Annotated in this window: 17 protein-coding genes and 2 tRNA genes; 7 read left to right on the plus strand and 12 right to left on the minus strand. The window is 72.1% G+C overall.

From position 1 onward, the window contains the following. The first annotated feature begins 102 nt into the window (after positions 1 to 102). Positions 103 to 1,761, plus strand: coding sequence for an HAD family acid phosphatase (locus tag M3677_RS00710; protein ID WP_251159553.1), 1,659 nt, complete (start codon positions 103 to 105; stop codon positions 1,759 to 1,761). 64 nt (positions 1,762 to 1,825) lie between these two features. Here M3677_RS00710 and M3677_RS00715 read toward each other — a convergent pair. The 9 genes from M3677_RS00715 to M3677_RS00755 form a co-directional block, all read right to left on the minus strand. Next, positions 1,826 to 1,898 (minus strand) — tRNA-Thr (locus tag M3677_RS00715). Between the two features lie 44 nt (positions 1,899 to 1,942). Then, positions 1,943 to 2,578 (minus strand): TetR/AcrR family transcriptional regulator, encoded by a 636-nt coding sequence (locus tag M3677_RS00720; protein ID WP_066655137.1) that lies wholly within the window; start codon positions 2,576 to 2,578, stop codon positions 1,943 to 1,945. Between the two features lie 226 nt (positions 2,579 to 2,804). After that, positions 2,805 to 3,947 (minus strand): DNA polymerase III subunit delta', encoded by a 1,143-nt coding sequence (locus M3677_RS00725; RefSeq protein ID WP_251159554.1) that lies wholly within the window; start codon positions 3,945 to 3,947, stop codon positions 2,805 to 2,807. A 25-nt stretch (positions 3,948 to 3,972) separates the two neighbouring features. Then, positions 3,973 to 4,620: a dTMP kinase gene (gene tmk / locus M3677_RS00730; protein WP_066655139.1), complete on the minus strand. Its 648-nt coding sequence runs from the start codon at positions 4,618 to 4,620 to the stop codon at positions 3,973 to 3,975. Further along, positions 4,617 to 7,394, minus strand: coding sequence for a type I DNA topoisomerase (topA, locus tag M3677_RS00735; RefSeq protein WP_209685275.1), 2,778 nt, complete (start codon positions 7,392 to 7,394; stop codon positions 4,617 to 4,619). The genes tmk and topA overlap by 4 nt, the downstream gene beginning before the upstream one ends. Before the next feature lie 503 nt (positions 7,395 to 7,897). Then, a complete protein-coding gene (locus M3677_RS00740; RefSeq protein ID WP_251159555.1) occupies positions 7,898 to 8,239 on the minus strand; it encodes a hypothetical protein in 342 nt (113 codons plus the stop codon). Then, positions 8,236 to 8,526 carry a DUF4244 domain-containing protein gene (locus M3677_RS00745; RefSeq protein ID WP_285844373.1) on the minus strand — a complete coding sequence of 97 codons (291 nt, stop codon included), beginning with the start codon at positions 8,524 to 8,526 and terminating at the stop codon, positions 8,236 to 8,238. The genes M3677_RS00740 and M3677_RS00745 overlap by 4 nt, the downstream gene beginning before the upstream one ends. An 83-nt stretch (positions 8,527 to 8,609) precedes the next feature. After that, the gene (locus tag M3677_RS00750) at positions 8,610 to 9,452 is read right to left on the minus strand and encodes a hypothetical protein (protein WP_251159556.1); all 843 of its coding nucleotides are present in this window, start codon (positions 9,450 to 9,452) and stop codon (positions 8,610 to 8,612) included. Then, a complete protein-coding gene (locus tag M3677_RS00755) occupies positions 9,449 to 10,507 on the minus strand; it encodes a CpaF family protein (RefSeq protein ID WP_209685102.1) in 1,059 nt (352 codons plus the stop codon). The genes M3677_RS00750 and M3677_RS00755 overlap by 4 nt, the downstream gene beginning before the upstream one ends. 543 nt (positions 10,508 to 11,050) lie before the next feature. Between M3677_RS00755 and acs the strand changes: the two genes are divergently transcribed. Continuing rightward, positions 11,051 to 13,003 (plus strand): acetate--CoA ligase, encoded by a 1,953-nt coding sequence (gene acs / locus M3677_RS00760; RefSeq protein ID WP_209685101.1) that lies wholly within the window; start codon positions 11,051 to 11,053, stop codon positions 13,001 to 13,003. Between the two features lie 74 nt (positions 13,004 to 13,077). On the opposite strand, the gene M3677_RS00765 is transcribed toward acs, so the two are convergent. Next, entirely contained in the window at positions 13,078 to 13,539 is a 462-nt protein-coding gene (locus M3677_RS00765) for a RidA family protein (RefSeq protein WP_066655154.1), read from the minus strand. Next, positions 13,536 to 13,694 carry a DUF4177 domain-containing protein gene (locus tag M3677_RS00770; RefSeq protein ID WP_251159557.1) on the minus strand — a complete coding sequence of 53 codons (159 nt, stop codon included), beginning with the start codon at positions 13,692 to 13,694 and terminating at the stop codon, positions 13,536 to 13,538. The genes M3677_RS00765 and M3677_RS00770 overlap by 4 nt, the downstream gene beginning before the upstream one ends. 50 nt (positions 13,695 to 13,744) lie before the next feature. Between M3677_RS00770 and M3677_RS00775 the strand changes: the two genes are divergently transcribed. The 5 genes from M3677_RS00775 (at position 13,745) to M3677_RS18270 (ending at position 19,237) form a co-directional block, all read left to right on the plus strand. After that, a complete protein-coding gene (locus tag M3677_RS00775) occupies positions 13,745 to 16,306 on the plus strand; it encodes a transglycosylase domain-containing protein (protein WP_251159558.1) in 2,562 nt (853 codons plus the stop codon). Continuing rightward, a complete protein-coding gene (locus tag M3677_RS00780) occupies positions 16,303 to 17,259 on the plus strand; it encodes a metallophosphoesterase (protein WP_209685098.1) in 957 nt (318 codons plus the stop codon). The genes M3677_RS00775 and M3677_RS00780 overlap by 4 nt, the downstream gene beginning before the upstream one ends. Before the next feature lie 103 nt (positions 17,260 to 17,362). Then, positions 17,363 to 17,436, plus strand: a tRNA-Pro gene (locus M3677_RS00785). 155 nt (positions 17,437 to 17,591) lie between these two features. Next, on the plus strand, positions 17,592 to 18,620 hold the full coding sequence (locus tag M3677_RS00790) for a sensor histidine kinase (RefSeq protein WP_251154642.1): 1,029 nt from the start codon (positions 17,592 to 17,594) through the stop codon (positions 18,618 to 18,620). Next, positions 18,617 to 19,237: a response regulator transcription factor gene (locus M3677_RS18270; RefSeq protein WP_251159559.1), complete on the plus strand. Its 621-nt coding sequence runs from the start codon at positions 18,617 to 18,619 to the stop codon at positions 19,235 to 19,237. Before M3677_RS00790 ends, M3677_RS18270 begins: the two co-directional genes overlap by 4 nt. 40 nt (positions 19,238 to 19,277) lie before the next feature. On the opposite strand, the gene M3677_RS00800 is transcribed toward M3677_RS18270, so the two are convergent. Further along, on the minus strand, positions 19,278 to 20,315 hold the full coding sequence (locus tag M3677_RS00800) for an LLM class flavin-dependent oxidoreductase (protein ID WP_251159560.1): 1,038 nt from the start codon (positions 20,313 to 20,315) through the stop codon (positions 19,278 to 19,280). Positions 20,316 to 20,363: the final 48 nt, after the last annotated feature.

Genomic DNA, 20,363 nt, shown 5'->3' on the forward strand with positions numbered 1-20,363 from the left:
GCACCTGTACGGACCCACATGGACCACTCGGCTGACCGACAACTAGCGTGCTGCTGTCCCCCGATCGGGGGCGGTCCCCGACTCGAAGGTCAGCAGGTCTCCATGCGCCGATCCCTCCGCACCGCCGTCGCCACGAGCGCGGCACTCCTCGTCGTGTCCACCGTCCTCACCGCGGCGCCGGCCGACGCGCACGGCTGGACGCCGCCCGCTCACGGCCCCGACTCCTCGCTCGCCCCGAGGACGCACTTCACGATGGCCGCGGACGGCTCCTCCGGCGCCACCGAGGGCGGCGAGGGCATCCCGAACATCGACTCCGTCAAGAAGACCATCGCCACCTACTACGGCGACCCCGGCACCGGACTCGCGAACCGAACCGACTCCCCCTACGTCCGCGAGGTGCGGTCGATCGTCGACCGCGAGACGCGCCAGCTCCGCCGCATCCACGACCGCGCCGTCCGGCACGGGCAGCGCCCGGCGATCGTCCTCGACGCCGACGACACCACGCTGTGGACCTACGACATGGAGGTCGCGGACATGCACTTCGTCTTCGACCCCGCGCGCCAGGACGAGTGGGTGCAGGACCAGCGCTTCCCCGCGACCCCGTCCATGGTCGGCTTCGTGAACCGCGCGCAGGCGATGGGCTTCACCGTGTTCGGCCTGACCGGCCGCACCGACGACCAGAAGACGGCGACCGTGCAGAACCTGGCGAAGGTCGGCTACACGGCCTTCTCCGAGGACCACTTCTTCACGAAGTGGACGGGGACCGGCGCGTCCCAGCAGCCGTCCTGGATCACCTGCGCAGCCGCGAAGTGCACCACCGTCGAGTACAAGGCACTCACCCGGAAGCACATCGAGCAGGACCTCGGCTACGACATCGCACTGAACGTCGGTGACCAGTGGAGCGACCTGCAGGGCGGGTACGCCGACCGGACGCTGAAGCTGCCGAACCCCACGTACTCCCTGCCCTCGGCGGACCTGCCCGGCGTCCGCGAACCCCGCCTCGCCCCGAGGACCCACTTCACGATGGCCGCCGACGGCTCCTCCGGCGCCACGCAGGGCGGCGAGGGCATCCCGAACATCGACTCCGTCAAGAAGACCATCGCCACCTACTACGGCGACCCCGGCACCGGACTCGCGAACCGCACCGACTCCCCCTACGTCCGCGAGACGGCCCGGCTCGTGTCACGGCAGGCCCCCGCGATCGCCCGGCAGTGCGCCGTCGCCCGGCAGCAGCACCGCAACCCGGCGATCGTCCTGGACGCCGACGACACGACGCTGTGGACCTACGACATGGAGGTCGCCGCGATGCACTTCGTGTTCGACCCCGCACTGCAGGACGAGTGGGTGCAGGACCAGCGCTTCCCCGCGACGCCGGGCATGCCGACGCTCGTCGCCGCCGCGCAGCAGGCGGGCTGCACCGTCATCGGCGTGACCGGTCGGAACGAGGCGCAGCAGGACGCCACCATCGCGAACCTGCACGCCGTCGGCTACCCGCAGTTCGCCGCGACCACCGACGGGAACCGGACCTACTACACGAAGTGGACCGGCACCGGCAGCTCCCAGCAGCCGTCGTACGTGACCTGCGCCGCCGCGAAGTGCACGACCGTCGAGTACAAGGCGCAGACCCGGGCGCACATCGAGTCCCCCGCCGGCGGCGGGTACGACGTGGTCGCGAACCTCGGCGACCAGTACAGCGACCTGCTCGGCGGATCGTCGGACCGGAGCGTCAAGCTGCCGAACCCGACCTACTACCTGCCCTAGCCGAGCGGCCCGACAACGACGGAACCCCCGGTCGGACAGTGTCCGACCGGGGGTTCCGGTGTCGAGCCGCCTGTCGGAATCGAACCGACGACCTATTCATTACGAGTGAATCGCTCTGCCGACTGAGCTAAGGCGGCGGACGCTCCGTTCCCGGAGCGGCACGAGCAATGACTATACAGGTTCAGACGAGCGAACGCGAAACGAGCGCGCCGAGCTCGTCGAACGACCGCTGGAGCTCCTCGGTCAGCTGCGTCTCGGTGGCCCCGTCGGACCACTCCCACCAGGCGTGTCGGAGCGCTGCCAGCGCCACCACCGACGCGAGCCGGGCGCGGCGCCGCAGCGCGTCTGGGTCCGACGCCAGGTCGGGTTCCGTGTCCGCGAGCCGCCCCGCCACGGCCTCCTCGATCTCGGCCTGGAACTCCTTCATCGAGGCCATCCGCCGCGTGAACAGCTCCGGAGCGGCGCGGAGCACCTGCTGCCGTTCCGCGAGCAGCCCGCGTTCTTCCACCAGCTCGCCCGTCGCGTGCACGAGCAGGGTGCCGAGGTCGGACAGGAGCTCGCCGCTCGGTCCCCCGGCGCGGAAGGTGTCGAGCGCCGGTCCCGTCGGCAGCGTCGGGTCGTCCCCGAGGAGCGCCTGTTCCTTGCTCGGGAAGTAGTTGAAGAACGTCCGCGGGGACACGTCCGCTCGTCGGGCGATCTCGTCGACGGTGACGGCGGGCCAGCCGGAGTCGAGTGCGATCCGCAGGGCGGCCTGCTGGATCGCGAGACGGGTGGCGCGGCGCTTGCGCTCACGCAGTCCGGGTGCGGCTTCGGGCATGTCGCGATCTTCTCACGGTGGTCGGGGCGATCGGCTGCGGGGTCGCGCAGGGTCCGGTGGGTGGAGGCTGACCGGCCGGGAGGCTCGGCGCACGCCCGCCCCGCGACCCCGGTCGCCAGGGGTCCGGTGTCACGGCGGTCCGGGCCGCGCGGGTCAGGGTGGCGCGGGCCGCACGGGTCAGGGTGGCGCGGGCCAGCGGGTCGCGCGGGTCAGCGGGCCACGCGGGTCAGCGGGTCGCGCGGGCCACGGTCACGAGCAGCGCCTCGAGCGCGAGCAGTGCCGCGACGTTCGCCGCGATCCGCGAGCGGGCGAGCGACACCGCGTCGAGCACCTCGAGCGCCGCGGACGGCGGCACCACCTCGAGCGCCCGGTCCAGCTGGTCGCGCATCGACAGGTTCACCGGCTCTGCCGGCGCACCGAGGCCGAGCAGGAGCAGGTCGCGGTACAGCGACGAGACGTCGACGAGGATCCGGTCGAGTCCGTCGCGCAGGCTGCGGGTCGCCCGGCGCTTCTGGTCCTCCTCCAGCGCCCGCAGCTGCGACCGCAGCGCCGGTGGCACCGTGCCGCCCGGCTCCACGCCGAGTGACCGCAGGGCTGCGTCCCGCTCCTCGCCGTCCCGCTGCTGCGTGATCGCCTTGGCGTCCTCGTCGGCGACCGCCAGGAGCTCGGCGGCGGCCATCACGGCGTCGCCGACCGAGCGCACCCCGAGCACGGTCTCGAGTGTCCGGCGTCGGCGTGTGCGGGCGTCCTCGCTCGTCGCCAGTCGCTGCGCCATCCCGATGTGGCTCTGCGCCTGCCGCGCGGCATCGGTCGCGAGGGCCCGGTCGACCCCGGTCCGGGCCACGATGAGCTCCGCGACGGACGCGACGTCGGGCACCCGGAGCCGCACCGAGCGCACGCGGGACCGGATCGTCGGTAGCAGGTCCGCCTCGCTCGGCGCGCACAGGATCCACACCGTCCGCTCCGGCGGCTCCTCGAGTGCCTTGAGCAGCAGGTTGGAGGTGCGCTCCGTCATGCGGTCGGCGTCCTCGATGATCACCACGCGGTACCGACCGACCGAGGGCGAGTAGTACGACGACGTCACCAGCTGACGGATCTCGTCGATCGTGATGATGACGCGTTGTGTGGTGAGCACCGACACGTCGGGGTGCGTGCGCGCGGTGATCTGCCGCAGGGCGTGGTCGTCGTCCGCTCCGGCACCGACCAGGGCGGCAGCGAAGGCGGTGGCGACGTTCGACCGGCCGGACCCGGGCGGCCCGGTGATCAACCACGAGTGGGTCATGCCACTGGTCCCGTCGGGAGCCTCGGCCGCACTGCGCAGGGCCGCGACGGCGTCGTCCTGTCCGGTCAGGCCGTCCCACACGCTCACGAGGACATCCTGTCAGCAGCCACCGTCACGCCGGACCGTCCTCGTCCGCGATCCCGACGACGGCACCGACCGCGGCGCGGACCGCGCGGTGGACCGTGTCGGCAGGCTGCCCGGCGTCCACGACGAGGAAGCGTTCCGGCTCCGCATCGGCAGCGTCCAGGAAGGCCCGTCGGACGGTCTCGTGGAACGACGCCGCCTCGGACTCCAGGCGGTCGAAGACGTCGCCCCGAGCTGCCGCGACCCGGCTCCGCCCGACCGTGACGTCGAGGTCGAGCAGCACCGTCAGGTCCGGGAGCAGGCCGTCGGCCGCCCAGTCGGACACCGAGCGGATGCGCTCGGCACCCAGACCCCGTGCAACGCCCTGGTACGCCACCGACGAGTCGATGTACCGGTCCTGCAGGACGACCTCCCCCCGGGCGAGCGCGGGGCGGACGACCGTCTCGACGTGGTGCGCCCGGTCCGCGGCGTAGAGGAGGGCCTCGGCGCGCGCCGAGACGTGCCCGCGCTCGTGCAGCACCATCTCGCGGATGCGCTGCCCGAGCTCCGTGCCGCCGGGTTCGCGCGTGCGGACGACCGTCCGACCGTGCTCCTCGAGCCATCTGCTGAGGAGCTCGGCCTGGGTGGTCTTGCCCGCGCCGTCGCCGCCCTCGAGCGTGATGAAGCGCCCGGTCACTTCTTCTTGGCCGCGGTCTTCCGCGCCGGCGCCTTCTTCTTCACCGGCCCCTTGGCACGCTTGTCCGCGAGCAGCTGCACGGCACGGGCGTGGTCGACGGTCTCGACGTCCTCGCCGCGCGGGATCGTCGCGTTCGTCTCACCGTCGGTGACGTACGGACCGAAGCGGCCGTCCTTCACCTTGATGGGCTTCCCGGACACGGGGTCCGCCTCGAACTCCTTGAGCGCGGCCGTGGCAGCGCGTCGGCCGCCGTACTTGGGCTGCGCGAAGAGCTCCACCGCACCGGGCAGGTCGATCTCGAAGATCGCGTCCTCGCTCGGCAGCGTGCGGGTGTCCGTGCCCTTCTTGATGTACGGGCCGTAACGACCGTTCTGCGCCGTGATGTCGTCGCCGGACTCCGGGTCCTTGCCGACGACGCGGGGCAGGTCGAGGAGCTTGAGCGCGGTCTCGAGGTCCACGGTCTGCGGGTCCATCGACTTGAAGAGCGACGCGGTGCGTTCCTTCGGCGCCGCGGCCTTCTTCGTCGTCTTCTTCGCGGGGGCCTTCGCGCCCTTCGCGGTGGTGGTCGCCTGGTCCGCGGCTGCGGGTGCTGCATCGGCGGCCGGCTCGGTGACCTCGCCCGTCGACGGGTCGACGGTCGGTTCGGGCTCGGGGGTGCGCTCGGTGACGTACGGCCCGAAGCGACCGTCCTTCGCCAGGACCTCCTTGCCCGTCTCGGGGTTGATGCCCACCACGCGGTCGCCCACGACGGGTGCCTCGACGAGCTCGCGGGCCTTGTCGGTCGTCAGCTCGTCGGGCGCCAGGTCCTCGGGCACGTTGACGCGACGGGGCTTCTCGGGGTCGTCGCTCGGCACCTCGATGTAGGGGCCGTACCGCCCGATCCGCAGGGTCAGACCCGGCGCGAGCTCGACGGAGTTGATGTCGCGCGCGTCGATCTCGCCCAGGTTGTCGATGACGGTCCGGAGCCCGCGGTGGTCGTCGCCGCCGAAGTAGAAGCCCTTGAGCCAGTCGGTGCGGTCGGCGTCGCCGCTCGCGATGCGGTCGAGGTCCTCTTCCATGCCGGCGGTGAAGTCGTACTGCACGAGGTCGCCGAAGTGGTCCTCGAGGAGCCGGACCACGCTGAACGCGATCCAGTTCGGGACGAGGGCACTCCCGCGCTGCGTGACGTACCCGCGGTCCATGATCGTCGAGATGATGGCGGCGTAGGTCGACGGACGACCGATGCCGAGTTCCTCGAGCGTCTTCACCAGGCTCGCCTCGGTGTAACGCGGCGGAGCCGACGTGTCGTGGCCCTTGGCCTCGACCTCGGTGACGCCGAGGTGGTCGCCCTCGGCCATCTGTGGGAGCTTGGCATCGCCGTTCTCGCCCCCGCCGTGGCGCTCCTCGTCGCGGCCTTCCTCGTAGGCGTTGAGGAAGCCGCGGAAGGTGATCACGGTGCCCGACGCGGTGAACTCGGCGTCCGTCCCGTTCGCCGTCGAGGCGACCCCTGCGACGCTGTCGGTCGACGTGATGCCGAGGACGACCGACGCGGTCGAGCCCTTGGCGTCGGCCATCTGCGAGGCGACCGTCCGCTTCCAGATGAGGTCGTAGAGCTTCCAGTCGTTGCCCCGCAGCACGCCGTTCATCTCGGACGGGGTGCGGAACGTGTCGCCGGCGGGGCGGATGGCCTCGTGGGCCTCCTGCGCGTTCTTGCTCTTGCCGGCGTAGCTGCGTGGCTTGTCGGGGATCGTCTCCGGCCCGTACAGCGCCGAGGCCTGCTTGCGCGCGGCGGTGATCGCCTGCTGCGACAGCGACGAGGAGTCCGTACGCATGTAGGTGATGTGGCCGTTCTCGTACAGCGACTGCGCGACGCTCATCGTCTGCCGAGCGGAGAAGCGGAGCTTGCGAGCCGCCTCCTGCTGCAGGGTCGACGTCGTGAACGGTGCGGCGGGCCGACGGGTGTACGGCTTCGACTCGACGCTGCGGACGACGGCGTCGCCGGCCCGCTCGAGCACGGTGGTGAGCGCCGCGGCCGAGGCCTCGTCCAGGCGGACGGCCTCGCCCTTGAGCGCGCCGCGGTCGTCGAAGTCGCGACCCGAGGCGACACGGGTGCCCTGCAGTCGGGCGAGGCGCGCCGTGAAGGCGGTGTCGCCGACCTTCTCGAACCGAGCCGTCAGGTCCCAGTAGTTCGCCGACACGAACGCCAGGCGCTCGCGCTCCCGGTCGACGACGAGTCGCGTCGCCGCCGACTGCACACGACCGGCGGACAGCCCGGGGCCGACCTTGCGCCACAGCACCGGCGAGACCTCGTACCCGTAGAGACGGTCGAGGATGCGGCGGGTCTCCTGCGCGTCGACCAGGGCGGTGTCGAGCTCACGGGTGGCCTCCTTCGCACGCTGGATGGCCTCCTTGGTGATCTCGTGGAACACCATGCGCTTGACCGGCACCTTCGGCTTGAGCACCTGCAGGAGGTGCCACGCGATCGCCTCGCCCTCGCGGTCCTCATCTGTTGCGAGGAAGAGCTCGTCGGCGTCCTTCAGGGCGCGCTTCAACTCCGTGACGGTCTTCTTCTTCGCGTCGGAGACGACGTAGTAGGGCTCGAAGCCGTTGTCGACGTCGACCGAGAACTTCCCGAGGGAGCCCTTCTTGAGCTCAGCCGGCAGGTTCTTGGGCTCGACGAGGTCGCGGATGTGTCCGACGGACGCCTGGACCTCGTATCCGTCGCCGAGGTATTGCGCGATCGTCTTCGCCTTCGCAGGGCTCTCGACGATCACGAGCTTCTTCGTGCCTGGCACGTGACTCCTTGATCGATGGTGCGCGCCGGCCCAGGACCGCAACGGTGTCCGGGTCGACCGGGACAACGGTGACCGGGGGCCGACGTGCACACCATACACACACTGGTCGGGCAGCCCGCGTGGCGGCCCGGCGACGGCCACTGCGCTCACGGCGAACGGTCCGGAGCCCGCCACCGTCCGGACCCGGGCGGCGGAGCCCGCGGTGGCGCAGGCGTCGAGTGCGGCACCGTTGGCGCGTGCCACGCGTCCGGCGACGGCGCAGGGGGCGCCGGGAAGACGGTGCACGAGCACCGCAGCGGCGGCGAGCACTGCGGCGTCGGCGGCGGTGCGCGTCCGTTCGAGCAGCACGCGCGTCCGAGCACCGGCGAGCGCCGCGGAGCCGACGAGCAGCGCGAGCGCCAGCACGGCGACGAGGGCGACGGTCACCGAACCGCGGTCCTGCGCCCTGCGGACCGCGACGGTCCCGGTCGGCCGCACGCGCCGGTCGGGTCCCGACGGCCGCGTCATCCGCCCCCTCCTGCCGCGCAGCCGGTCGCGCGGAGCGGCAGGACCGCGAAGGGACCGGCCGGGGGCCCCTGCACGTCGACGCACACCAGACCGTCCTCGTGGCGGACCCGTGAGGTGGCACCGGGCACGGCGGCGAGTGCCGCGGCGGCCGTCCGCTCGTCGTCGCGCCCGAGCGCCCGTGCCGCCGTGCCGGCGACCGACCCGAGCCGTCCGGCACGGTCGACCAGGACCACGCCGGCGACCAGGGAGACCAGGACGAGGGCGACGACCGGGAGCCCGACGGCGAACTCCACGGTCACACTGCCGCGGTCGGACGCGGACGGACGGAGCCCGGTCACGGGACCAGTGCCCCGCGGACGAGGTCGGTCAGGATCTGCTGGACCTCGCCCGAGCGCATCACGGCGACGAGCACACCGGCGAACGCGACCGCGGCGAGGATGACGACGGCGTACTCGGCGGTGGCCGACCCGCGGTCGTCCCCGGGGCGGCACCGACGACGTCCGGCACCGGGACGAGCGGGGACGTGCACGCTCGCGGCCCACCCTCGGGCGACGCCCGCCGTGTGTCCCGGTGACGGCGCCGGCGCCGGGACCCGTGTCGGCTGCGGAGGTGTCGAGTCGGTCATGGTGTTCCCCTCTCTCTGTGGTGGTCCCACGGTCGCCCACCGGGGGCACCGTCCGACGCTCGGCGGGTCGGTCTGTGGACGGTTCAGCGGAGACCGCCGACGGTGGAGGAGAGGACCCCGACCACGACCGGCACGACGCCCACCAGGACGAACGCCGGCAGGACGCACACGCCGAGCGGCAGCACGAGCCGGACGGCCAGTCGCTCCGCCGCAGCGAGGCCCGCCGCAGCGGCGTCGTCCCGGGCGTCCTCGGCAGCGGCGCGCAGCAGCTCCGCGGCGGGCACCCCGGCGCGACGACTCAGGACCAGCACCTCGTGCAGTCGCGCCGCCTCGACCCCGTCACCGGCGGTTGCTCCGAGGGCTCCACGCACGGCTGCTTCCGCCGACTGCCACGACCCACCACCGGTCAGCGCCACCGCCCACGCGTCGAGCAGGATGCCCGGCACGTGCCCGTCCGGCGTCACGGCGTCGACCAGCCGTCGGGTCCAGCGCTGCCCGACGAGCACGAGTCCTGCCGCCGCTGCGCAGCAGATCCACCCGACCGGCCGGGTGAGGAGCACGACGAACGCGTCCGCGCCCCACACCGAACCGAGTCCGAGCCCGAGGAGCGGCAGCGCCAGCACGACCCGAGCACTCGTGCGCGGTCCCGACAGGGCGACCCGGACGGCACGGTCGGACGCGGCTGTCCGGCGCATCGCCGCGGCGAGGGCGCGCAGGGCACCGGCAGAGGGCGCCCCGGTCCGCTCCGCCACCTGCAGGACGAGGCGGACGTCCTGCCAGGCGGGAGCGTCGGCCTCGGGCACGCCACCCAGGAGGGCCCAGGCCCGCGGTGGTGGCACCCCCGCACCGACGAGCACCGCGACCCGGTCCAGCACGCGCGCGGCTCCAGCTGCGTCCGGACCGACCCGACCGTGGCGGCGACTCACGGGCCGGCGCGTCCGACCGGGCGGACCTCGAGCCGCCCGTCGCGGTCGATCCCGCACGTCCCGACCGCCGTGATCCCCCGCCACGACGACCGCCGCTCGACGTGCACGACGAGGTCGACCGCGCTGACGACCTGTCGCGCGAGTGCCTGCGGGCCGAGACCGGCCAGTGCCCCGAGGGCCTCGAGCCGCGCTCCGACGTCGGCCAGACCGTTCGCGTGCAGGGTGCCGGCCCCGCCGTCGTGCCCGGTGTTCAGGGCCCCGAGGAGCTCACGGACCTCGGCACCCCGGCACTCCCCCACCACCAACCGGTCCGGGCGCATCCGGAGTGCCTCGCGCACGAGCCGGTCGAGCCCGAGCGCACCGGTGCCCTCGGCGGTCGCCTGTCTCGCCTCGAGCGTGACGACGTGCGGGTGCTCGACCCGGAGCTCCGCGGTGTCCTCGACCGTGACGATCCGCTCGTCGTGCGGCACCGCGCCGAGCATCGCCGCGAGCACGGTCGTCTTCCCGCTGCCGGTGGCGCCCGTGACCAGGACGTTGCGCCTCCGGGCGACCGCGTCCTCGAGCACGGCCCGGGGGACGACCCGGAAGGCACCGAGGCGTTCCAGGCCGGCGAGCGTCGGGCGCTCCGGCCGCGGCAGCCGGACGGACAGCGCGGTGCCGCCGACGGACACCGGCGCGAGGACGACGTGCACGCGCACCCCGTCGCCGTGCCGCACGTCGGCGCACGGCGTGGTCTCGTCGACGTGGCGGCCGCCGAGGGCGACGAGCTCGGCGGCGAGCGCTCGCGCACGCCGCTCCGGGAGCTCGGGGCGGACGCGTTCGAGGCCGCGACCCCGGTCGATCCAGGTGCCCTGCCCGCCGACGACGAGCACGTCGGTCGTCTCCGCGTCCGCGACCAGGGCCGCGAGTTCCTCGAACACCGACGGATCGAGGGTCCTGCGCCGCCGAGCACGCGCGGCGCCCGGCAGGAACGGCACGCCGCCCGGCTCAGCAGGGACACCGGGACCGGTGGCGTCGTGATCGGCCCCGGGGGCGTCGGCTCGGTGGCGGTGCATGCGGTCGACGCTAGGTCGGTCGGCGGCGGCCACGTCAGGAATCGGTATGTCGTGTGGACGGCTCCCGCTCGACACCCTCGAGGTGCCGTGTTGTACCCCGTTACGCAAAGCCGTACCCCGTTCGGTGTCCGCAGGCGACCGTGCGGAACCGACGGCACCGGGCCGGGCGGCCGGTCGCCCGGGCACCCTCCGAGCGGACGCCGTCGCGAGCGGCCCTGCAACGAGGACGTGGACAAGTCTGTCCACTCTTCGGCACCAGGACGCCGATCGAGCCGTGCCACCCGGACACGCTGCGCAACAGGCGTCGGGGAAAAAGAAGAGGCGGCACCTGTTGGGGGGAACCGGTGCCGCCTTGACATCGGTGGATTGGGGGGAATCCGGCCCGGTGCCACCGGAAACGAGTCCGGCAGGAACCACTGTACCCCATGACGACCCGTGCTCGGCAACCCCTCGGCCGGAATGTCCGCGGGGCCCCGCAGCACGGTCCCGCACCGGGGGTAGTCTCCGACTGCACCCCAGCCGCAACGATGCGAGAGGACACCGATGTCCACACCGACCCAGGCCGACGAACGCCACGAGGACGGCCCGACCTTCGCTCCGCCGGCGGACTTCGTCGCGGACGCCGTCGCGCGGGAGGACCTGCACGAGGCGGCCGCCGCCGACCGCGAGGCGTTCTGGGCGGACCAGGCCCGGACCCTGCTCGACTGGCGCACACCGTTCACCCGGACACTCGACTGGTCGGGCGCGCCGTTCGCGAAGTGGTTCGACGACGGCACCCTCAACGTGGCCGAGAACTGTCTCGACCGGCACGTCCGCGCGGGCAACGGCGACCGGGTCGCGATCCACTTCGAGGGTGCACCCGGCGACACGCGTCGGATCACCTACGCGGAACTCACCGCCGAGGTGCAACGCGCCGCGAACATGCTCACCGACCTCGGCGTCGCGCAGGGCGACCGCGTGGTCGTCTACATGCCGCTGATCCCGGAGGCGGTCGTCACGATGCTCGCCGTCGCCCGGATCGGCGCCGTCCACTCGGTCGTCTTCGGCGGCTTCAGCGCCGAGAGCCTGCGCGCCCGCATCGAGGACGCCGGCGCGAAGCTCGTCGTCACCGCCGACGGGGGCTGGCGGCGCGGCGCGGTCTCCCCGCTGAAGCCCGCGGTGGACGAGGCACTGGCCGGCGAGGGCACCGACTCCGTCGAGCACGTGCTCGTGGTCAGGCGCGGCGGCAACGACATCGCCTGGAACGACCGCGACCTGTGGTGGCACGACGAGCTCGCGAAGGCAGCCCCCGAGCACGAGGCGCGGGCGTTCCCCGCCGAGACGCCCCTGTTCGTGCTCTACACCTCGGGCACCACCGGGAAGCCGAAGGGGATCGTGCACACCTCCGGCGGCTACCTGACACAGGCCGCCTACACGCACCGGAACGTCTTCGACATGCACCCGGAGAAGGACGTCTACTGGTGCACCGCCGACATCGGCTGGATCACCGGGCACTCCTACGTCGTCTACGGCCCGCTCGCGAACGGCGTCACGCAGGTGCTCTACGAGGGCACCCCGGACGAGCCGCAGCCCGGCCGCTGGTGGGACATCGTCGACAGCTACGGCGTCACCGTCCTCTACACCGCGCCGACCGCCGTCCGCGCCGCGATGAAGGCCGGCCGGCAGATCCCCGAGGCGCGGAGCCTCGAGTCCCTCCGCCTGCTCGGCAGCGTCGGCGAGCCGATCAACCCCGAGGCGTGGCAGTGGTACCGGCAGGTCATCGGCCACGACCGGACGCCGATCGTCGACACCTGGTGGCAGACCGAGACCGGCGCGATCATGATCTCGGCGCTGCCCGGCGTGACGAAGCTGAAGCCCGGAGCCGCACAGACCCCGCTGCCGGGCATCGTCGCCGAGATCGTCGACGAGGAGGGCCACCGCGCCGACCCCGGCGAGAGCGGCTACCTGACGATCACGGAGCCGTGGCCGTCGATGGCCCGTGGCATCTGGAACGATCCCGACCGCTTCGTCGAGACCTACTGGAGCCGCTTCCCCGGCCGCTACTTCGCCGGCGACGGCGCGCGGCTGGACGGGCAGGGCGACATCTGGGTGCAGGGTCGCGTCGACGACGTCATGAACGTCTCCGGCCACCGGCTCTCCACCGCCGAGATCGAGTCGGCCCTGGTCGGGCACGAGGGCGTCGCCGAGGCCGCCGTCGTCGGTGCCGCGGACGAGACGACCGGCCAGGCCGTCGTCGCGTTCGTCATCCTGACCGCCGAGGCGGCCGAGGGTGCCGACCGCGACGCGGTCGCGAAGGAACTCCGCGACTGGGTCGGCAAGCGCATCGGTGCGATCGCGAAGCCCCGGCAGGTCGTCGTGGTCCCGGAGCTGCCGAAGACCCGCTCGGGCAAGATCATGCGTCGCCTGCTGCGCGACGCGGCCGAGGGCCGTCGCATCGGCGACACGACGACGCTCGCCGACCCGACGATCATGGCGACCATCGCAGAGCTCATGTAGCCGGAACGACGCGAGCCGCGCCTCCCGACCGGTCTGGAGGCGCGGCTCGCGTCAGCTGCGTCGCTGACGGTCGGTCAGTCGGTGAGTTCCACCACCAGCTCGACCTCGACCGGTGCGTCCAGCGGGAGCACGGCCACGCCCACCGCGCTGCGCGCGTGGACGCCGGCGTCCCCGAACACCTCGCCGACGAGCGTCGACGCGCCGTTGGCGACCGCGGGCTGCCCGGTGAAGGACGGGTCCGACGCGACGAACACCGTCACCTTGACGACCCGGGCGACCCGGTCCAGCGAGCCCGCGACCGACTGCACTGCGGCGAGGGCGTTGAGCGCGGCCACGCGCGCCTGGGCGGTGGCGGTGTCCGCGTCGACCGCGGCACCGACCTTGCCCGTGACCGACAACGCCCCGTCGACGAAGGGCAGCTGCCCGGCCGTGTACACGTACTGCCCGGTGAGGACGGCCGGCACGTAGGCGGCGACGGGCGCAGCCACCTCCGGGATCGTCAGGCCGAGTTCCGCCAGGCGGTCGGCGGTGCTCACGCGCCGGCCTTCGGGCGCTTCAGGTAGGCGACGAGCCCGCCCTCGGGGCCGCTGACGACCTGGACCAGCTCCCACCCCTCGGAACCGAAGTTGTTGAGGATCGCGGCCGTGTTGTGGATGAACAACGGAGCGGTGAAGTACTCCCACTGAGTCATGCGGTTCCTTGCCAGCCTTTCAGTCGTGGGCGTCGTTTAGGCTGCATCCTATGTCTGCCCAGAAGTCTGCCTCGCGGACCAAGCCCGTCTCCGCGATCGGCGCCTTCGTCGGTTTCGTCGGTTTCAGTGCGCTCGCTGGTCTGCTGGTCACGATCGGGGTCACCCCGGCGATCGCCGTCGCCGGCGTCACGACGACCTCGACCATCGGCGTGTTCGAGTCCCTGCCGGAGTACATCGAGATCGGTGACCTCCCGCAGCGCAACGAGATCTACGCCTACGCGAACGGGCAACCGGTCAAGCTCGCGACGGTCTACGACCAGAACCGCGAGGAGCTCAAGTACGACCAGATCAGCGACCAGCTGAAGAACGCCGCGATCGACGGCGAGGACAAGCGCTTCTGGGACCACGGTGGCGTCGACATGACCTCGCTCGTCCGCGCCGGCGTCGGCAGCATCGCCGGCGGCCTCGGCGAGTCCGGCGGTGGCTCGACCCTGACGATGCAGCTCGTCCGCAACATCAAGATGCAGCAGGCCCTCGAGCTCCCGTCCGAGGAAGAGCGCCAGAAGGCGTACAACGACGCCGTCGAGCAGACCATCCCCCGCAAGCTCGAGGAGATGAAGCTCGCCATCGGCCTGGCGAAGAAGTACTCGCACAAGGAGATCCTGACCGGGTACCTCAACATCGCCTACTTCGGCGACCAGACGTACGGCGTGCAGGCCGCCGCACAGCACTACTTCAACAAGTCGGCGACCGACCTCACGCCGGCCGAGGCGGCCTCGATCCTCGCGATCGTGCAGTCCCCGAACACGCGCAACCTGGCGAACGAGAAGAACTACGAGGCGAACAAGGCTCGCCGCGACGTCATCCTCAAGTCGATGTACGCGCAGAAGCACCTGACCAAGGACGAGTTCGACCAGGCGATCGCCTCGAACCCCGCGGACTACGTGCACCTGACCGAGCCGAACCAGGGCTGCCAGTCGGCGGCCGGCAACGGAGCGCAGTTCTTCTGCGACTACGCGGTCAAGGTCGTCAAGCAGATGTCGCAGCTGGGCGGGACCCAGAAGGAGCGCGACCAGGCGTGGCGCAACGGCGGGTACAAGATCCAGACGTCGCTCGACATCAACCTGAACGGGCAGCAGAAGGACCTGCTGAACACCTACGACCCGAACACCGAGTCGCGGCTGCAGCTCGGCAGCGCGCTCAACTCGGTCGAGGCATCGACGGGCCGCATCCTCACGATGGCGCAGAACAAGGACTACGACCAGTCCCTGCAGTCCCCGCCGACGGCGACGTCGATCAACTACAGCGTCGACAAGGAGTACGGCGGTTCGATCGGCTTCCAGGTCGGCTCGACCTACAAGGTGTTCACGCTGCTCGACTGGCTCAAGGCCGGGCACGGCCTGAACGAGAGCGTCAACGGCACCCCGCACAACACGTCCCAGTGGACGCAGTGCGGCTCGACGATCACGTCCCCGTGGGCTCCGAAGAACGACTCTGCGGGTGAGCGGGGCCAGTTCACCGTCGCCCGTGCGACCGCCCTGTCCGTGAACGCCGCGTTCGCGTCGATGGCCGCGAAGCTCGACCTGTGCGACATCCGGCAGACGGCCCAGGACCTCGGTGTGCACTCCGCCGACGAGAAGACGGAGCTGAACGCGTACCCGTCGTCCATCCTCGGGACCAACAACATCGCCCCGCTGACGATGGCTTCGGCCTACGCGACCATCGCCAACGGCGGGACCTACTGCGCCCCGATCGCGATCGACCAGGTCACCGACGCCTCCGGCAAGGAGCTCGGCGGCCAGCCGAAGCAGTGCAAGCAGGTGCTCGACCCGAGCGTCGCCGCGACCGCTGCGTTCGCGATGCGTGGCACGATCCAGTACGGCACCGCCCAGGGCGCCCAGACCCCGGACGGCACGCAGCTGTTCGCGAAGACGGGTACCACCGACGACGCCGACCAGATCTGGCTCGTCGGCGCGAGCTCGAAGGTCGCGACCGCCTACTGGCAGGGCAACACCGACGGCGCGAAGAACAACCTGCGTCACTACTACAGCCCGGGTGGCTACGGCTCGTACGCGTCGCAGCGTGCGCACGTGTGGCAGCAGGCGATGATGCCGATCAACCAGCTGCACCCGGCCGACCCGTTCCCGACGCCGTCGCAGACGGCGCTGCGTGGGAACAGCGTCAACGTGCCGGACGTCCGTGGCAAGACCGCGGACGCGGCCCGCGCGACGCTCGCCGGGGCCGGCTTCACCTACGTGGACGGCGGCGCGCAGCCGGGCGGTGGCACGCCGGGCACGGTCTCGTCGACCTCTCCGGGTCCGGGGTCGCTCCTGTCGACCGGATCCAGCGTGACCGTGTACACGACCGACGGCAGCCAGACGACGGTGCCCCAGGTCACCGGCAAGAGCGTCGGGGATGCCCGCAACGTCCTGCAGGAGTCCGGCTTCACGAAGGTCGCCCTGTCCGGCGAGTACGCGAAGGGCGACGACGGCAACAAGTGCACCGTCGCGGCGGTCGACCCGGGCGAGGGCACCGCGGTCGGGAAGGACGCGACCGTCACCCTGCAGCTGTTCGGCAACAAGGACGGCAAGGCACCGAAGGACTGCAAGTGAGTCGCGGTCGCGCCGCGCTGGGAGTGATCGCAGCGGGCGCGGCCGTCGGAGCGGCGACGGCGGCGTGGGGTTCCCTCGTCGAACGTCGCCGCTTCGGCATCCGCTGGGAGACGGTCCCGGTGCTGCCGCCGGGGTCCCGGGACGTCACCGTCCTGCACCTCTCCGACATCCACATGGCGCCCTGGCAGGCCGACAAGCAGCAGTGGCTCCGCGACCTGAGCCTGGTCGAGCCCGACTTCGTCGTGAACACGGGCGACAACCTCGGGCACCCCACGGCCAACACCGCGGTCGAGTACGCACTCGAGCCGTTCCGCGGTGTCCCGGGCGCCTTCGCGCACGGCTCGAACGACTTCTACGGCCCCTCCCCACGGAACCCGTTCAAGTACTTCACCGGCCCGAGCAGCCACCCCACCGGTCGCCGTCCGGTCGAGCTCGACATCGACCGGCAGACCGCGTTCTTCGAGTCGCTCGGGTGGCTCGACGTCAACGACCAGGCCCACGCGATCGAGCTCCGCGGGTCGCGCTTCGAACTGTTCGGCACCTCGGACGCCCACCGCGACTGGGACCGCCTCGACCTGCTGCCGACCAACGTCGACGAGATGCGCAGCGCCGTGCCGTGGACCGAGGACGAGGACGGCCCCTCCCCCGTCGCGATCGGCATCACCCACGCCCCGTACCGGCGCGTCCTCGACGCCTTCGTCGACCAGGGTGCGGACATCGTCTTCGCCGGGCACACGCACGGTGGTCAGGTGCAGGTGCCCGGGGTCGGTGCACTCGTCACGAACTCCGACCTGCCCCGGCAGTACGTCAGCGGTCTGCACCGGTGGCAGCACCGTGGGCACTGGTCGTGGCTCGAGGTCTCGGCGGGCATCGGCACGTCGATCTACGCTCCGGTGCGGTTCTCCTGCCGCCCCGAGGCCGTGGTCGTGACCCTCACCGCGAAGACCTCCTGACCCGAGCGGCCGCGACGCGCCCGGGTGTACCGCGAATGGTCGTGAGCACCCTCGAACGTCCGGTAGACTTTCCTGGTCGCTCCGGTTCGGAGCAACCACACCGCGGGGTGTGGCGCAGCTTGGTAGCGCGCCTCGTTCGGGACGAGGAGGTCGCAGGTTCAAATCCTGTCACCCCGACACTGTGTTGAGACAGTAGAACAGCAGGGCCCTGATCCACTCGGATCGGGGCCCTGTTGCTTTCCCGGGACGCTCCTCCCCGCCTGTGTCCGACGACACAACGCCCGGCCGTCGAGCACGTCGACGAGACCGGGGCCGCTACGCTCGCAACCGTCATGACGATCCCCGCCCCGCTCGCCACCGTCCTCGCGGAGATCGGCGCGCACTTCCCCGAGCTCGCCGACGACCCGGTCCTCGCGCAGAGCCTCCTGGACAACGTGACGTCCATGATCAGCGAGGCCCACGAGCGTTACGCGACCGGCGACGGGGCCGCGAGCGTCGTGAGCGACCGGTACCTCGACCCCGAGCACCTCGCGACCGGCGTCCTGCACGCCGAGCGTGCACAGCACCCCGCCGGCGCCATGCTGGCGGCCGAGATGCTGTTCGACGCCTACCTGCCGGTCTTCGTCGACGAGGTCGGAGCGCGCACCACGGACGAGGTCCTCCGCGCCACCCGGGCACTGCACGCGGGCGTCTGGAGTCGGTTCCCCGCAGGGGCGATCGCGTACACGGAGGCACTCCGGCAACGGGTGACCTCGACGAACCTCGACTCGCGGGAGCAGATCGCCCGCGACCTGCACGACCGTGTCGCACACGGGGTGCTCGCGGGACTGCAGCGCCTCGACCTGGTGCTGCTCACCGATCCCGCGGAGGCGGAGCGGACCGCGCAGCTCGAGTCCGCGGCGCGGCTGCTCCGAGGGGCGCTGACCGACGTGCAGGACCTCGCGCTCTCCCTGCACGCCAGGGTCGGCCAGGACCGGCTGGACGACGCCCTGCGGCGGCACGTGGACGACCTGTTCCCGGGGGACGACCGCCTGGTGATCACGACGACGGGCGTCGCCGGCACCCTGCCGAACTGGAAGGCCGAGGAGGCGCTGACGATCCTCCTCGAAGCGCTGACCAACCGGCGGAAGCACGCGCCCGGGTCCGCGGCGTCCGTCGAGTTCGCGTGGTCGCCGGGGACGGTGGTCGTGACGGTGCGGGACGACGGCCCCGGGTTCGCTCCCGACGCCGTCGCCGAGGGCCGCCTCGGGCAGCGCACCATGCGTGAGCGGGCCGGTGTGCTCGGCGCCCGACTGGACGTCGAGAGCGCCCCGGGCTCGGGCACCGTCGTCCGGCTGACCGTCCCGAGGGGAGCCATGTGACCGCCGTCACCCACGTCGCGATCGTCGACGACCACCGACTCTTCCGCGAGGGGCTCGCCACGATCCTGGCAGCGGTCCCGACGATCCGGGTCGTCGCCCACGGGGAGCGCCCGTCCGACGTGCTGGAGTCCCCCGAGGCGGCCGCGATCGACGTGCTCCTGCTCGACGTCGAGCTCGACGGGCCACCGGCGCGGACCACCATCGCCACCGTCCGCCGCCGACACCCGCACATCGGCGTCGTCGTCCTGACGATGCACCGTGACGCCGTCCTCCGCCGCGCGCTGCTCGACGCCGGAGCCGTGGACCTCGTGACGAAGGACACCCCGAGCCGGGAGCTCGTCGACCGGATCGTCCGAGCGACCCGCAGGGGTGCGGGTCCCGTGACGTTCCCGGTCGACCTGGTCACCGACGCCCGCGCCGGCTCACCGCTCAGCGACCGCGAGCTCGAGGTGCTCCGTCTCGTCGCCGATGCGCGGTCCAACGCCGAGATCGCCACCGAACTCGGGCTCGCCGTCGGCACGGTGAAACGGCACGTCTACAACGTCTACCGGAAGCTCGACGTCGGGACGCGCGTCGCCGCGATCACCGCCGCGACGCGCCTCGGGCTGCTGGCCTGACGGCTCCCACGGCCGGACGCCCGCAGTGGGCGCCCGTCCGCTAGACCGTCGCCCCCGCCGGCACCAGGCGGCCCTCGGCCTGCAGGGACGCCACCACGTCGAGCGCCTGGTGCCGGTAGCGCGCCTGGGCGGCACCGGGCGCGACGATCACCCCGTCGGCACCGGTGGACGCGACGAGCTCGTTGATCTTCGTGGCGACGTGCTCGCGGTCACCGTAGGCCTGCCGCTCCGTCCGCGCGGCGATGAACCGGCGCTCGAGGTCCGAGAACTCGTACGCGCGGGCCTCGTCCATCGACACCGGTTCGGGCTTGGCGCCCTGTCGCATCCGGATGAACGAGATCATCCCCGGAGCGCTCTGCTCCTCGACGATCGCAGGGTCCTCGTCGGTGACGACCTGCACACCGATGAGGGCGTTCGGGGTCTGCCGGAAGCGCGACGGGCGGAACGAGTCGCGGTACAGCGCGAGCGCCGCCTCGGTGTCGTCCGACGCGAAGTGGTGCGCGAAGGCGAACGACACCCCGAGCGCGCCGGCGACCTGCGCGCTGTAGCCCGAGGAACCGAGCAGCCAGAACTCCGGCACGTCGCCGTAGCCCGGGACCGCACGGATGCGCGACAGCGGGTTCGACGCGTCCATGCCGGTGAAGAAGCCGATCAGGTCGGCGAGCTGCTGGGGGAAGTCGTCGACGTCGAGCCGGTCGGTGCGGCGCAGCGCCATCGCCGTCGCGCCGTCGGTCCCCGGGGCGCGCCCGATGCCGAGGTCGACGCGGTCGCCGTACAGTGCGCGCAACGTGCCGAACTGCTCGGCGATCACGAGCGGCGCGTGGTTCGGGAGCATCACCCCGCCGGAACCGATCCGGATGCGTGACGTCGCGGCGCCGACGGCACTGAGCAGCACGGCGGGCGCGGACGAGGTGATGCCCGGCATGCCGTGGTGCTCGGCGACCCAGACACGCTCGTAGCCGAGCTGCTCGGCGTGCACCGCCATGTCGATCGACCCCTGCAGGGCCTCGGTGTTCGACTGGCCGTACTCGCGGGTGGCCAGGTCGAGGACGGACAGGTGCACGGTGGCGTCGCTCATGGGGGTGACAACCGTCGCCGGCGTGCGCGCATTCCGCGCCACGGGCCG

Source organism: Curtobacterium sp. P97 (genome assembly GCF_023712445.1).
In the GTDB taxonomy this organism is placed as follows: Bacteria; Actinomycetota; Actinomycetes; order Actinomycetales; family Microbacteriaceae; genus Curtobacterium.